The organism is Streptomyces sp. M41 (assembly GCF_043673425.1).
Taxonomy (GTDB): domain Bacteria; phylum Actinomycetota; class Actinomycetes; order Streptomycetales; family Streptomycetaceae; genus Streptomyces.
This window is the reverse complement of the sequence record NZ_JBIMKE010000027.1, coordinates 43,111-57,169: the sequence shown is the minus strand read 5'-3', so window position 1 is coordinate 57,169 and position 14,059 is coordinate 43,111. Positions and strand designations below refer to the sequence as shown.

Below are 14,059 nucleotides of genomic sequence, written 5' to 3'. Positions count from 1 at the left end.
TTGAGCCACTGCGGCGACCGTCGCACCCCGGCCCAGCCGCCCCCGCCCAGCCGCCGCCCAGTCGCCCTCGCCCAGCCGCCCCCGCCCGTCGCCCTCCGCTCGGCTGCCCTCCGCTCGGCTGCCGCTCAGCGGCCCCTCGCCTGCCGATTGTCTGCCGATTCCCTTCCCTTGCACGGCAGTTCACGGCTGAATACCAGGGTTGCACGCACCACCACTGCACCACCCACGCCATGTCATCCACGACGACCTGGGGAGCAGCAGCATGTGCGAGAACGACCACGCGGGCCTGGGAAGACGCGCTCTGTTCGTGACGGGCGCCGCCGCCGCGCTTACGTTGGGAAGCGTGACCTTCGCGTCAGGCGCCGACAGCAGCCGGGGCACGCAGACCCGCACCGTGCGGGGCACCCTGCCGCCCGGGTCCCCCGACTTCGTGTACGTACCGGTCGAAGTGCCCTCCGGGGTACGGGAGATCAAGGTCTCCTACACCTACGACAAGCCCTCCGTGCCGGCCGGCACCCCGGGCAACGCGCTGGACATCGGCATCTTCGACCAGCGCGGCACAGAGCTCGGCGGGCGTGGTTTCCGGGGCTGGTCGGGCGGGGCGCGCACGGAGTTCTTCATCCGGGCGGACGAGGCGACGCCGGGGTATCTCCCGGGCCCGGTCCGGGAGGGCACCTGGTCCGTAGCGCTAGGCCCCTACACGGTGGCGCCGCAGGGCCTGTCGTACGAGCTCACGATCACGCTGACCTACGGCGAGCCCGGTGAGGCCGCCGCGCCGGTGTATCCGCCGGAACGGGCGAAGGGCCGGGGCCGGGCCTGGTACCGGGGCGACTGCCATCTGCACTCCTGGCACTCCGACGGCCGCCGTACGCCCGCCGAGATCGCGGCGCTGGCCCGGGCGGCGGGCCTGGACTTCATCAACAGCTCGGAGCACAACACGCACTCCGCGCACCCGCACTGGGCGGCCGAGGCGGGCGACGACCTGCTGATCATGCTGGGTGAGGAGGTCACGACACGCAACGGCCATGTGGTGGCGCTCGGCATCGATCCCGGCACCTTCGTCGACTGGCGCTACCGGGCCCGGGACAACCGCTTCGGCCGTTTCGCCCGCCGGATCCGGGAGGCCGGCGGCCTTGTCGTCCCCGCCCACCCGCACGCCACCTGCGTGGGCTGCAACTGGAAGTTCGGCTTCGGTGAGGCCGACGCCATCGAGGTCTGGAACGGCCCCTACACCCCCGACGACGAGATGGCCCTGGCCGACTGGGACAGCATGCTGGTCGCGTCCGTGCGCTCGGCCACCCGCTCGTGGATCCCGGCGATGGGCAACAGCGACGCCCACCGTGACCCCGATCCGGTCGGCGGCCCGCAGACGGTCGTCCTCGCCGACGATCTCACCCGCGAGGCGATCCAGGAGGGCATCAGGGCGGGACGTTCGTACGTGGCCGAGTCGAAGAATGTCTCGCTGGCGTTCACGGTGGCGGGCGGACGCGGCCGGCACGCCGGTATCGGCGAGCGGCTGGAGGTGGGCCGGGACACCCCGGTGACGGTCCGTCTGGAGGCGTCCGGCGCCCCCCGCTGCACGGTCCGCTTCGTCACCGACCAGGGTGTGCTCTTCACCAGCCCGCCGCTGCCGGTGTCGGGGGCGGGGGTCGTGGAGTGGCGTACGACGCCGTCGTACGCGGCCTATGTGCGGGCGGAGCTGCGGCACGAGACGGCGGTGGGGCCACTGCCGGGGGCGCTGGCGGCCTTCACGAACCCGATCTTCCTCGGGCGTTCGTAGGGCCGGTCCTTCAGGGCGCCGGCTCGTCCGCCAGGTCGGCCAGCACCGCCGCGTGGTCCGAGGGCCAGACCCCGTCGACCGGGCCCGCGCACACCCGCCGTACGTCGCGCACATGGCCGAGACCGGCGGGGCCGGGCGGCTCCACGTGGATGTAGTCGATCCGCGCGCTCGGCTCCCGCCCGGGGGCGACGTACGGGTTCTCGCGGTCCCAGGTGACCGAGGGCGCGGCCGGGTCGGCGTACTGCCAGGCGTCGAAGAAGACCTGCCCGGGCACGACCGGCGCGGTGCGGTAGCCACCGAAGAGACGGATCTCGTCGGAGTCCGGCCAGGCGTTGAAGTCCCCGGTGACGACCGTCGGAAAGGGCGTGTCGACGCGGTTTTCGGCGATGAACTCGGCGAGCGCGGCGACCTGGCGGCAGCGTACGGCCGAGCCGTGCAGCGCGGAGGTGAGGTGGGTGGTGACGAAGGAGATGTCGTACGCGGGCGTGGCCAGCCGGGTGTACAGGGCGAGGCGGCCGTCGTCGACCTCGGCGGGGGCCGGCAGCCGCAGGGTGCGCTGGTCGACAACTGGCCAGCGGCTCAGCACGGCGTTCCCGATGTCCACCGTGTGGTCGCCTATCCGCCGGCGCCAGCGGTCGGGGGCGGGCGAGGGGGCCCAGGCCCAGTGCATGCCGAGTTCACCGGCCAGCCATTCGGCCTGGTTCTCCGCGCCGGTGGCCCACACCTCCTGAAGGCCGACGACGTCGGGGCGCAGTTCGCGCAGCCCGGCGAGGATCGCCTTCTGCCGGCCCTCCCAGGGCCCGAAGCGCCACCAGAGGTTCCAGGTCACGACCCGCATCCGCAGCCACCCGCTCTCGTCCTGCCGCGTGGGGGACCATTGAAGCAACAGTTCGACCTTCGCACGGCGACACCCGGCAGGAAACCCGGCAGGAAACCCGGCAGGAAATAAGGAGAACCTCACACATGTCCCGCCTGGCCGACCTCAGATTCCGCGCCGCCACCACCTTCCAGCGGCGCGTCGGCAACCCGGTGCTGCGCCGGCTGCCCTTCCAGACGGTCCTGGAGACCACGGGCCGGGTCTCCGGGCTGCCCCGGCAGACGCCGGTGGGCGGACGGCGGGTCGCCGACTCCTTCTGGCTGGTCTCGGAGTTCGGCGAGAAGTCGCAGTACATCCGCAACATCAAGGCGGACCCACGGGTGCGGGTGCGGATCAGGGGGCGGTGGTACACGGGCACGGCCCGACTGCTGCCGGACGACGATCCGGTCGCCCGGCTGCGCGGCCTGCCCCGCGTCAACAGCGCGGGTGTCAGGGCCCTGGGGACGAATTTGCTGACGGTGCGGGTGGATCTGACGGACTGAGGCCGGCTCGGAGGGCCGAGGCTTCCCTGATCCCGCTCGCCCTCCGCAGCCGCCCGCTCGCCCCGGCCGCTTGCTCACGGCTGCCCGCTCACCCCGGCCACACGAGCGCCTGCACCTCGCTGTAGGCGTGCAGGGCGTACGAGCCGACGTCCCGGCCGACTCCGCTCTTCTTGAACCCGCCGAACGGTGCCTCCATGTTGCGGCCGACGGTGTTGATCCCGACACCGCCGGCCCGCAGCCGCCGCGCGACGCGGAACGCGCGGGCGACGTCACCGGAGAAGACGTAGTCGATCAGGCCGTAGTCCGTGTCGTCGGCGAGGGCGATGCCCTCTTCCTCCTCGTCGAAGGGGATCACGCACACGACCGGCCCGAAGATCTCCTCCCGGACCACCCGCATGTCGTTCGTGCAGTCCGCGAGCAAGGTGGGTGCGACGTAGAAACCCCGCTCGTGCGGCGGCCGTTCACCGCCCGCCACCACCACGGCACCCTCCTTGCGGCCCGTCTCCACGTACGACTCCACCCGGTCCCGGTGCTCGGCCGAGATCACCGGGCCCACGACCGTGGACGCCGCACGCGGGTCCCCGACCGGCAACCGACCCGCGTACGCCGCCAGTTGCTCCACCAGCCGCTCGTACACGCCGCGCTGGGCCAGCACCCGGGTCGGTGCCGTGCAGATCTGTCCGCTGTAGAAGGAGAACGTGGTGCCGATCCCGGCGACCGCCGAGCCCAGGTCCGCGTCGTCGAACACGAGGGCCGCGCCCTTTCCGCCGAGCTCCATCAACTGGCGTTTCATGTCCCGCCCGCACACCTCGGCGATGCGCTGCCCGACCGCCGTGGAGCCGGTGAAGCTCACCATGTCCACATCGCCGGCGACGGCCGCCTCGCCGACCTCCACCGAGCGCCCGGAGACGACGTTCACCACACCCGCCGGTGCCCCGGCCGCCTCCAGCGCCTCGGCCATCCGGTAGACCGACAGCGGATCCTGCGGGGCGGGCTTCACCACGACCGTGTTGCCCATGGCCAGCGCGGGCGCGATCTTGCCCGCGGGGTTGGCCCAGGGGTTGTTGTACGAGGTGATGCAGGTGACGACCCCGACCGGCTGCCGCACGGCCAGCGCCCCCATCACACCGGCCTTGCCGAAGGGGCCGGCCTCGTTGATCTGCGGCGGGATCGCCCACTCGGCGCTCTCCACGCGCGCGTAGCGCCGGAATCGGGCCGCCCCGACACCCACCTGCATGCCCCGGGCGGTCCCCGTGGTCGCGCCGGTCTCGGCCTGGGCGAGATCGGCGTACGGCACGAGGTGCGCGCGGATGATGTCCGCCGCCCGCCCCAGTACGGCCGCCCGCTCCTCGGGCGCCGTACGCGACCACGGCCCGAAGGCCGCGCGGGCCGCGGCGCAGGCCGCGTGCACCTGATCCCGCGCGGCCTCCGGAGCCCACCCGACGGTCTCCTCGGTGGCCGGATCGATCACGGCGTAGTGCCCGCCGTCCGGCTCCACCCAGCTCCCGCCGAGAAACAACCGCTGCCGTTCCTGGCCCTGATGGCTCACCGCGTGGCCACCGTCGTGGTGTCGCGGCCCGAGCGCAGCACCCGCCCCGGCACGGCCCCGGTCACGACGTCGTCCCGGATCGCCTCGACCCCGTTGACCCACACGGCCCGCACCCCGATGGCCTTGGAGTCCAGCCGCGGGCTGTCACCCGGCAGGTCGTGCACCAGGGTGGCCGGGCCCGCGTCGATCCGCTCCGGGTCGAAGAGCACCAGATCGGCATGGAAGCCCTCCTGGATCCGGCCGCGTTCCCTGAGCCCGAACAGCCGCGCGGGATCGTCCGTCAGCATCTTCACGGCCTGCTCCAGGCTCGTCAGCCTCCGCCCGCGCAGACAGTCCCCGAGGAACCGGGTCGTGTACGGCGCCCCGCACATCCGGTCCAGATGCGCCCCGGCGTCCGAGCCGCCCAGCATGACGTCCTCGTGCCGCCAGGTCTCGGCGCGCAGTGCCCAGGAGTCGGGGTCGTTGTCGGTGGGCATCGGCCACAGGACCGTGCGCAGATCGTCCGCCGCGCAGATCTCGACCAGACACTCGAAGGGTTCCTGCCCGCGTTCGGCCGCGATGTCCTGCACGACCCGCCCGGACAGCCCGCGGTTCGCCTCGCTGTAGGTGTCCCCGATGACGTACCGACCGAAGTGGGTGAGCCGCCGGAAGACCCCCGCCTCCTTGGACCGGGCCCGCGCCAGCATCTCGGCCCGCACGTCCGGGTCACGGAGCCTGGCGATTCTCTCCTTGACGGGCAGTCCCAGGACCGGCCCCCATCCGGGGATCAGGTTCAGGGCGCAGAAGGTGCCCAGCGACATGTTCATCGGCGTGAGGATCGGCATGGTCAGCGCCACGATCCGGCCACCGGCCTTGCGGGCGCGTTCACTTGCCTCCAGCTGCCTGGGCACCCGCTCGGGGACCGCCGCGTCGATCGTGAGCACGTTCCAGTTCAGGGGGCGGCCCGCGGCGGCGGTCATCTCCACGAAGAGGTCGATCTCGTCGTCGCTGAACTGGTCCAGGCAGCCCGCCACGATGGCCTCGATCTGCGTGCCCTCGTGCTCCCCGACGGCTTGTGACAGGGCCAGCAGCTCGGCCGGTCCGGCGTGCCGGGAGGCGACCGGCTTCCCGTCGCCGTCGGAGTGCGAGCTCGACTGGGTGGTGGACAGCCCCCAGGCTCCCGCCTCCATGGCCTCCCGCAGCAACCTCACCATGGCGGCGAGCTGCTCCGAGGTGGGCTGCCCGCCCACCGCGTCCGCCCCCATGACGTACCGGCGCAGCGCGCAGTGCCCGACCATGAACCCCGCGTTGACCGCGATCCGCCCTTCCAGAGCGTCCAGATACTCCCCGAAACTGTGCCAGCTCCAGGGCGCCCCTTCCTCCAGCGCCACCAGCGACATGCCCTCGACCTTGGACATCATCCGCCGCGTGTAGTCGGCGTCCTCGGGCCGCGCGGGGTTGAGGGGCGCCAGCGTGAACCCGCAGTTCCCGCCGGCGACCGTGGTCACCCCGTGGTTCAGGGACGGGGTGGCGTACGGGTCCCAGAAGAGCTGGGCGTCGTAGTGGGTGTGGGGATCGACGAAACCGGGGGCGAGGATCAGCCCGGCGGCGTCCTCGCTGGTGCGGGATTCGTCAGTGATCGTACCGATGACGGCGATACGACCGTCGCGTATGCCGACGTCGGCGGTGTACGCGGGTTTGCCCGTCCCGTCCACGACGGACGCACCCTTGATGACGTGATCGAGCATGTGGCTCGCCTCCTGGGTTTGCGGTGGGCCGGCCTACCTGGGGGCGCGGGGCTGTATCGATATGCGGCTCCGCCGCGTGTGCGCGACCAGCCACAGACCCGCACCCCGCCAACGGCGATCAGACACCCCTCCGGAACCGCGAAGTCCGATGAACAGGATCCGTGTCGATCTTCGGAATCACGTGCTCCCCGATCAACCGAATCGTCCGCAACGTCTCCTCCTTCGGTACCCCCACCGGCAACCCGAAGCTCAACTGATCGGCCCCGGCCTGTTCCCACCGCTTGCACTGCGTGAGCACCTCGTCCGGATCCCCGCAGATCAGCAGCTCCTCCTCGATCAGCAGCTCCACGAACTCCGGTGTGTACTCCGGCAGCGTCTCCGGCCACACCGGGAACCCCTCGGGGCGGGGGAACGTGTCGTGGTAGCGGAAGACCAGCGACGGCAGATAGTGCAGCCCGCCGTTCACGGCGGTCTCGATCGCCTCGGCGTGCGTCGGCGCGCAGATCGCCGTCGTCGTCACCATCACGTTGTCGTTGACGAAGTCCCCGATCGGCTCGGCGTTCACGATGGCCGTCTTGTACTGCTCGAGGACCCACTCCATGTCGGAGACCTTCTGCACACTGAACCCGAGTACGCCCAGGCCCTTCCTCGCCGCCATGGCGTACGACGGCGGCGACCCGGCCGCGTACCACATCGCGGGGTGGGACTTGCCGTACGGCTTGGGCAGCACCTTGCGCGGCGGCAGCTGCCAGTGCTTGCCCTGGAAGCCGGCGTACTCGTCCTGGAGCCACATCTTGGGGAACTCGGCGATGGTCTCTTCCCAGATCTCCTTGGTGTAGTTCATATCGGTCACGCCGGGGATGAACCCCAGGATCTCGTGCGACCCGGCGCCGCGCCCGCTGCCGAACTCGAAGCGGTTCTCGCTGAGATGGTCGAGCATGGCGACCTTCTCGGCGACCTTGACGGGGTGGTTGACCTGCGCGAGCGGATTGAAGATCCCGGATCCGAGATGGATCCGCTCGGTGGCGTGGGCCAGATAGCCGAGGTAGACGTCGTTCGCCGAGAGGTGCGAGTACTCCTCCAGGAAGTGGTGCTCGGACGCCCACGCGTACTTGAAGCCGGACCGGTCCGCCTGGATGACGTACTCGGTCTCCTCCATCAGCGCCTTGTGCTCGGCGAGCGGGTCGGTCTCGGCGCGCTTGCCCACGTATCCCTGTACAAAGAGCCCGAATTCCAAGGAGGTTCACCGTCCCCAGTAGTTTCTGACGGTACGTCAGATAGGCGATCTGCCGCCGACTGTCGCACCGGGTGCGCGGATGGTCAATAGCCGGCCGTTGGTCAGATGGCGGTGGTCCGACCGTCAGATGACCGAGACGCCGGCCAGCCAGCCCCCGTCGATCACGAACGGCTGCCCGGTGATGTACGAGGAGTCGTCCGACGTCAGGAACAGCGCCAGCCGCGCCACCTCCTCCGGACGCCCGATCCGGCCGAGCGGCACCAGCTTGCGGTACAGGCCGTCGAGCGCCTTCGAGGTCTCCTCGGGGTCCGCGTCCGGGTCCAGCAGCGCCGGATTGGACATCGCGGTGTCGATGGCTCCCGGGCAGATCGCGTTGACGCGTATGTTCCTGGGCGCCAGCTCCAGCGCGGCGACGCGGGTGAGGCCGAGGACGGCGTGCTTGGTGGCCGCGTACGTACCCACGGCCGCCATACCGGTCATGGCGGTGTAGGAGGCGGTGTTCACGATCGTGCCGCCGTCCGCCATCTCGGGCGCCACGGTCTTGATACCCAGGAAGCAGCCGACCTGGTTGACCCGCACGACCTGCATGAACTCATCGAGGGGCGTGTCGACGAGGGAGTGGAAGCGCAGGATGCCGGCGTTGTTGACGAGCCCGTCGACCCGGCCGTACGCCGCCCTGGTGGCCGTCACCGCGTCCCGCCAGTCCTGCTCCTGGCCGACGTCCAGATGGACGTAGCGCGCGCCCAGCTCCTTCGCCAGCTCCTCCCCCTGGTCGTCCAGCACGTCCGCCACGACCACTTCGGCGCCCTCCGCCCGCAGCAGTCGCGCTTCCTGCTCCCCCTGCCCGCGTGCCGCGCCCGTAACGATCACGACCCGGCCGTCCAGCTTGCCCATGGCACTCCTCAGTCGAGACACGGGGCGACCTCGGCCCCGAAGGCGGTCATCTGGTCCACGAGTTCGGTACGGCTACGGCTACGGAACCGTACCTGGATCTGGTGCACGCCCATCGCGCGATAGGCCCGCAAGGATTCGGCGAGCGCCTCCGGCGGTCCGCTGATCGTCCGGCGCCCGACGTGCCAGGCGGGTGTGCCGACGTAGAGGGGCTCGGGGATGGCACCGACGACGAACGGCTCTTGGCGTCCCGCCTGTTCGCGCAGCTCCCGGATCCGGGCGATCTGTGCGGGCAGCCGGTCGCGCGGGTCCCCCTGCGGCAGCCAGCCGTCGCCCTTGAGCGCGGCCCGGCGCACGGCGGCCGGGGACGATCCGCCGACCCAGACCGGGACCCGCTGCTGGGCGGGGCGCGGCTGCTGGCCGAGGCCCTCGAAGTCGTAGAGCTTGCCGTGGTGTTCGGGGAACTCCTCGGGTCCGAGCGCTGCCCGCAGAGCGTCGATCGACTCGTCGAGGACCTGCCCGCGCCGCTCGAAGTCGACCCCCAGCGCCTCGAACTCCTCGCGCACATGACCGGCCCCGACCCCGAGGATCAGCCGGCCGCCCGACAGATGGTCGACGGTGGCGTACTGCTTGGCGCTGAGCAGCGGATGCCGAAGGCCCACGACGGCGACGTGGCTGAGCAGCCGGATGCGCTCGGTGACCGCCGCGAGATGGGCGAGGGTGGCGACGGGGTCGTACCAGACCGTGCTCATCGCGGGCGCGAGGCGACGGGGGACGCCGACATGGTCGCAGCAGGCCAGGTAGGCGAAACCGGCGCGGTCGGCGGCACGGGCGAGCGCGACGAGGTCCTCGGGTCCGGCGGCGGCCTCCCACGGCTCGGCGTAAAGGGTGCTCTGCGACTGGACCGGGAGCTGGATGCCGTACGACAGGCTCATCGCGAGCCCTCCCACAGCCCGTCGTCGGTCAGCCCCAGCAGCTCGATCGCGTTGCGCCGCACGATCCGCTCGACGGTCTCGGCGTCCAGGTGCCCCATCTGGGCCTCGCCGACCTCGCGGGACTTCGGCCAGGTGGAGTCGGAGTGGGGGTAGTCGGTCTCGTACAGGACGTTGTCCAGGCCGATCGCGTCCAGGTTGCGCAGCCCGAAGGCGTCGTCGAAGAAGCAGCCGTAGACATGGCCGGCGAACAGCTCGGACGGCGGCCGGTGCACCTTGTCGGCGACCCCGCCCCAGCCCCGGTTCTCCTCCCACACCACGTCGGCGCGCTCCAGGATGTACGGAATCCAGCCGATCTGGCCCTCGGCGTACATGACCTTGAGGTTCGGGAAGCGCTCGAACTTGCCGCTCATCAGCCAGTCGACCATCGAGAAGCAGCAGTTGGCGAAGGTGATGGTGGAACCGACGGCGGGCGGCGCGTCGGCGGAGGTGGAGGGCATCCGGCTGCTGGAGCCGATGTGCATGGCGACGACCGTGCCGGTCTCGTCGCAGGCGGCGAGGAAGGGGTCCCAGTCGTCGGTGTGCACGGAGGGCAGGCCCAGGTGCGGGGGTATCTCGGAGAAGGCGACGGCCCGTACGCCCCGGGCGGCGTTGCGGCGGACCTCGGCGGCGGCCAGTTCGGCGTCCCAGAGCGGGATCAGGGTGAGCGGGATGAGCCGCCCCCGCGCGTCCGGGCCGCACCACTCCTCCACCATCCAGTCGTTGTAGGCCCGGATGCACAGCATGCCCAGCTCGTGGTCCGCGGCTTCGGTGAAGGTCTGGCCGCAGAAGCGGGGGAAGGTCGGGAAGCAGAGGGCGGACTGGACGTGGTTGACGTCCATGTCGGCGAGGCGGGCGGGCACGTCGTAGGAGCCGGGGCGCATCTGCTCGTAGGTGATGACCTCGAGCCTGATCTCGTCCCTGCTGTAGCCGACGGCCGTGTCCAGGCGGGTCAGGGGCCGTTGCAGATCCTCGTACACCCACCAGTCGCCGACCGGGCCGTCCTCGCCCGGGTGGCCCATGACCGGCTTGAACCGGCCGCCCAGGAAGGTCATTTCCCGCAGCGGGGCACGCACGATGCGCGGGCCGGTGTCCAGGTACTTCTTCGGCAGCCGGTCCTGCCAGACGGTGGGGGGTTCGACGGTGTGGTCGTCGACGGAGATGATCAGCGGAAACGTCGTCTCGGTGTCCATGCCGTTCACGGTAGCGCTGATCTGACGGACCGTCAGCTAGGCGGGTGGGGGGCCTGCCGTGCGAAGGGCACGTGAGGGCCTTGTGATATCCAGCGCGCCTGTCCGTGATCGACCTCTCCACAGCTGACGCATCTGCCGGAACAAGGCAAACTGGCGGGGATGTAGACGGGTCCTAGGGGGACTGCGATGGACGGGGTACCGCGAGTGCCGGAGCAAAGGCGTCCCGGCTCCTCGGCAGCTGCGGCGGAACCGGGGGTGCCGTTGCGCTTCGCCGTGCTCGGCCCGGTACGCGCTTGGCGCGGCCAGGAACAACTCCCCACCGGCTCCCCCCAGCAGCGCGCCCTGCTCGCGGCCCTGTTGCTGCGCGAGGGCCGTACGGCGACCGCGGCGGAGCTGATCGACGCCCTGTGGGGCGAGGAGCCGCCCTCGCAGGCGCTGGCGGCGGTGCGCACGTACGCCTCCCGGCTGCGCAAGGTGCTGGACCCCGGGGTCCTGGTGAGCGAGTCGGGCGGATACGCGGTGCGGGGCCTGGCGGAGGGCGCGCTGGATCTCGCCGTGGCCCAGGACCTGGCGGCGGAGGCGGAGAAGGCGCGCGGCTCCGGGGACCTGTGCCATGCGCGCGGCGTCCTGGACCAGGCCCTGGCCCTGTGGGACGGCGAGGTGCTGGCCGGGGTCCCCGGGGCGTACGCGGAGGCCCAGCGGGTCCGGCTGGAGGAGTGGCGCCTGCAACTCCTGGAATCCCGGCTGGACATGGACCTGGAGCAGGGCTGCCACGCGGAGGCGGTCTCGGAGCTTACGGCCCTGACGGCGGCGCATCCGCTGCGGGAGCGGCTGCGGGAACTGCTGATGCTCGCCCTGTACCGCAGCGGGCGGCAGGCGGAGGCGCTGGCGGTGTACGCGGACACGCGGCGCCTGCTGGCGGACGAACTCGGCGTGGACCCGCGTCCGGACCTCAAGGAACTCCAGCAGCGGATCCTCCAGGCGGACCCCGCCCTCGCGGAGCCCTCGGCCCCGGTCGCCGAACCGACCCTCGTCCCCGTCCGCCCCGCCCAACTCCCCGCCACCGTCCCTGACTTCACGGGCCGCGCCGCCTTCGTCTCGGAGCTGAGCGACGTCCTCGCCTCCGCGGAGGGCCGGGTGATGGCCGTATCCGCCCTGGCGGGCATCGGCGGGGTCGGCAAGACGACCCTCGCGGTCCACGTGGCCCACCAGGCACGCTCCGCGTTTCCCGACGGCCAGCTGTATGTCGACCTGCAGGGGGCGGGGCCGCGGGCGGCTGATCCGGAGACGGTACTGGGTTCCTTCCTGCGGGCGCTGGGGACGGCGGACTCGGCGATCCCGGACTCGCTGGAGGAGCGGGCGGCGCTGTACCGGTCGGTCCTGGACGGCCGACGGGTGCTCGTCCTCCTCGACAACGCCAAGGACGCGGCCCAGGTACGTCCGCTGCTGCCGGGAATGGAGGGCTGTGCGGCGCTGGTGACGTCCCGGGTGCGCATGGTGGACCTGGCGGGTGCCCATCTCGTCGACCTGGACGTGATGTCCCCGGAGGAGGCGCTGTCCCTGTTCACGAAGATCGTGGGCGAGGAGCGGGTGGCGTCCGAGCGGGAGGCCGCGCTGGACGTGGTCGCGGCGTGCGGCTTCCTCCCGTTGGCCATCCGCATCGCGGCCTCGCGCCTGGCGGCGCGGCGTACCTGGACGGTCTCGGTGCTGGCCGCCAAGCTCGCGGACGAGCGGCGTCGCCTGGACGAACTCCAGGCCGGGGACCTCGCGGTGAAGGCGACCTTCGAGCTCGGGTACGGCGCCCTGGAGCCCGCCCAGGCCCGCGCCTTCCGGCTGCTGGGCCTGCCCGACGGCCCGGACATCTCCCTGGCAGCGGCGGCTGCGGTGCTGAACCTGCCGGTGGAGGACACCGAGGACCTGCTGGAGTCCCTCGTCGACACGTCCCTGCTGGAGTCGGCGGCGCCGGGACGATATCGGTTCCATGACCTGGTCCGGCTCTACGCGCGTGCGTGCGCGGCACGGGACGAGCGGCCGCCGAGCGAGCGGGACGCGGCGTTGTCACGGTTGCTGGACTTCTATCTGGCCACGGCCGCGACGGTCTACGCGATCGAGCGGCCGGGGGACCGGCTGGTGGATCATCGTGCCCCCACCGAGTACCCGGGATCGGCCTTCGAGGACCGGCATCAGGCGCGCGACTGGCTGTACGCGGAGGCGATCTGCCTGCTCGCGTGCGTACGGCAGTCGACCGCACCGCACCACCTCAGGCGTGCCGTGGATCTGCTGTGGACTGCGATCGATCTGACGGAGTCGGGGGCCAACTCCAAGGAGTACGAGGCCACCGCGACCGCCATGCGCAAGGCGGCCTTCGAGGCGGGAGACCGGCGGGCGGAGGCACGCGCGCTGCTGACGCTGGCCAACGGCCACCATATTTCCGGCCGTTTCGCGCTCGCGGAGCAGGAGGCCGCCGACGCTCTGCGCCTGGCGGAGACGGCAGGGGACCCCCTTCCGACCTGCTGGGCGTCAAACATGCTCGGCGTCCTCGCGCTCTACCAGAGCCGGCACGACGACGGGGAGACACACCTGAGCCGTGCCATCGAGAGTTTCCGCTCCTGTGCCGACCGTCCCGGCGAGGCGAGCGCGTTGTGCAACCTGTCACGGATCCACCTCGCGATGGGCCGGACCGCCAGCGCCGTGACCCTGGCCGAGCAGGGCACCGGCATGTACGACGACATGGGCAACACGCTCAAGGGGGCCAACGGCCGGTACGCGCTGGGTCTGGCGCTCACCCAGAGCGGGCAGTTGTCGCAGGCGACCGAATGCCTCGAAGGGGCGCTCGAAGTCTTCCGCGACAGCCGGCAGCGGCTGTGGGAGGGCATGACGCTCTTCCGCCTCGCCGAGGTTGACTTGGCCGCCCGCCGCCCGGCACAGGCCGCCGCGTCCGCGGAGTTGGCCCTGACGGTTCTGCGTGGCATCGGTGGCGAGTGGCGGCGCGGAAACGTACTCACGGTGCTGGGCCGGGCCTTGAGCGGCATCGGGCAGACCGGGCGCGCCCAGGTCTGCTGGCGCGAAGCCCTCGAGATCTTCGACTCGCTCGGCGTCCCCGAGGCCGGTCAGGTCCGGTCCCTCCTCAATCCGCTCGCCGTCGCCTGAACTGGTACGCCTGGCACGTTCATCGTTCGTTTATCGCCCTGAGGCACTCTCGTCGTGTCGTTCCGTCGCGTCGGGGGGCAGGCGGGGCGGCCAGTGGCCGCACCTCTAAGGTGTACCGGCCCAGGAAGCGCCGCCCGGCAGCCCGCGGGGGAGTTGCCGGGCGGCCTTTCGACCACTACATCGAACTCTCAGGGGAGCAACG

9 protein-coding genes and 1 pseudogene are annotated in these 14,059 nt (G+C 71.5%); 3 read left to right on the top strand and 7 right to left on the bottom strand.

Annotation, left to right across the window (positions count from 1 at the left end):
• The first annotated feature begins 262 nt into the window (after positions 1-262).
• The gene (locus tag ACHBTE_RS27630; protein ID WP_394726872.1) at positions 263-1,780 is read left to right on the top strand and encodes a CehA/McbA family metallohydrolase; all 1,518 of its coding nucleotides are present in this window, start codon (positions 263-265) and stop codon (positions 1,778-1,780) included.
• Positions 1,781-1,790: 10 nt separating this feature from the next.
• On the opposite strand, the gene ACHBTE_RS27625 is transcribed toward ACHBTE_RS27630, so the two are convergent.
• Positions 1,791-2,618: an endonuclease/exonuclease/phosphatase family protein gene (locus ACHBTE_RS27625; RefSeq protein ID WP_394726958.1), complete on the bottom strand. Its 828-nt coding sequence runs from the start codon at positions 2,616-2,618 to the stop codon at positions 1,791-1,793.
• A gap of 125 nt (positions 2,619-2,743) precedes the next feature.
• Between ACHBTE_RS27625 and ACHBTE_RS27620 the strand changes: the two genes are divergently transcribed.
• A complete protein-coding gene (locus ACHBTE_RS27620; protein ID WP_394726870.1) occupies positions 2,744-3,139 on the top strand; it encodes a nitroreductase/quinone reductase family protein in 396 nt (131 codons plus the stop codon).
• 88 nt (positions 3,140-3,227) lie between these two features.
• Here the strand turns inward: ACHBTE_RS27620 and ACHBTE_RS27615 are convergent, their stop codons facing one another.
• From ACHBTE_RS27615 to ACHBTE_RS27590, 6 genes and pseudogenes are all read right to left on the bottom strand, one after another.
• Positions 3,228-4,688, bottom strand: coding sequence for an aldehyde dehydrogenase family protein (locus tag ACHBTE_RS27615; protein ID WP_394726868.1), 1,461 nt, complete (start codon positions 4,686-4,688; stop codon positions 3,228-3,230).
• A pseudogene (locus ACHBTE_RS27610) lies at positions 4,685-6,424 on the bottom strand (amidohydrolase family protein); the annotation flags it as partial. The pseudogene ACHBTE_RS27610 and the gene ACHBTE_RS27615, both read right to left, overlap by 4 nt.
• Before the next feature lie 109 nt (positions 6,425-6,533).
• The gene (locus ACHBTE_RS27605; RefSeq protein WP_394726866.1) at positions 6,534-7,652 is read right to left on the bottom strand and encodes an LLM class flavin-dependent oxidoreductase; all 1,119 of its coding nucleotides are present in this window, start codon (positions 7,650-7,652) and stop codon (positions 6,534-6,536) included.
• Between the two features lie 123 nt (positions 7,653-7,775).
• Positions 7,776-8,546, bottom strand: a complete 771-nt coding sequence (locus ACHBTE_RS27600; protein ID WP_394726864.1) for an SDR family NAD(P)-dependent oxidoreductase — start codon at positions 8,544-8,546, stop codon at positions 7,776-7,778.
• Between the two features lie 8 nt (positions 8,547-8,554).
• Positions 8,555-9,478, bottom strand: a complete 924-nt coding sequence (locus ACHBTE_RS27595; protein ID WP_394726862.1) for an LLM class F420-dependent oxidoreductase — start codon at positions 9,476-9,478, stop codon at positions 8,555-8,557.
• Complete coding sequence (locus tag ACHBTE_RS27590; protein ID WP_394726860.1) at positions 9,475-10,707, bottom strand: amidohydrolase family protein; 1,233 nt, start codon at positions 10,705-10,707, stop codon at positions 9,475-9,477. The genes ACHBTE_RS27595 and ACHBTE_RS27590 overlap by 4 nt, the downstream gene beginning before the upstream one ends.
• Positions 10,708-10,893: 186 nt before the next feature.
• Between ACHBTE_RS27590 and ACHBTE_RS27585 the strand changes: the two genes are divergently transcribed.
• The gene (locus ACHBTE_RS27585; protein ID WP_394726858.1) at positions 10,894-13,857 is read left to right on the top strand and encodes a BTAD domain-containing putative transcriptional regulator; all 2,964 of its coding nucleotides are present in this window, start codon (positions 10,894-10,896) and stop codon (positions 13,855-13,857) included.
• Positions 13,858-14,059 lie beyond the last annotated feature (202 nt).

What these genes read in the sequence shown, in the direction of transcription:
- ACHBTE_RS27585 (WP_394726858.1), top strand. Translation starts at nt 10,894, where the DNA reads ATGGACGGGGTACCGCGAGTGCCGGAGCAAAGGCGTCCCGGCTCCTCG.
- ACHBTE_RS27620 (WP_394726870.1), top strand. Translation starts at nt 2,744, where the DNA reads ATGTCCCGCCTGGCCGACCTCAGATTCCGCGCCGCCACCACCTTCCAG.
- ACHBTE_RS27625 (WP_394726958.1), bottom strand. Translation starts at nt 2,618, where the DNA reads ATGCGGGTCGTGACCTGGAACCTCTGGTGGCGCTTCGGGCCCTGGGAG.
- ACHBTE_RS27595 (WP_394726862.1), bottom strand. Translation starts at nt 9,478, where the DNA reads ATGAGCCTGTCGTACGGCATCCAGCTCCCGGTCCAGTCGCAGAGCACC.
- ACHBTE_RS27590 (WP_394726860.1), bottom strand. Translation starts at nt 10,707, where the DNA reads ATGGACACCGAGACGACGTTTCCGCTGATCATCTCCGTCGACGACCAC.
- ACHBTE_RS27630 (WP_394726872.1), top strand. Translation starts at nt 263, where the DNA reads ATGTGCGAGAACGACCACGCGGGCCTGGGAAGACGCGCTCTGTTCGTG.
- ACHBTE_RS27600 (WP_394726864.1), bottom strand. Translation starts at nt 8,546, where the DNA reads ATGGGCAAGCTGGACGGCCGGGTCGTGATCGTTACGGGCGCGGCACGC.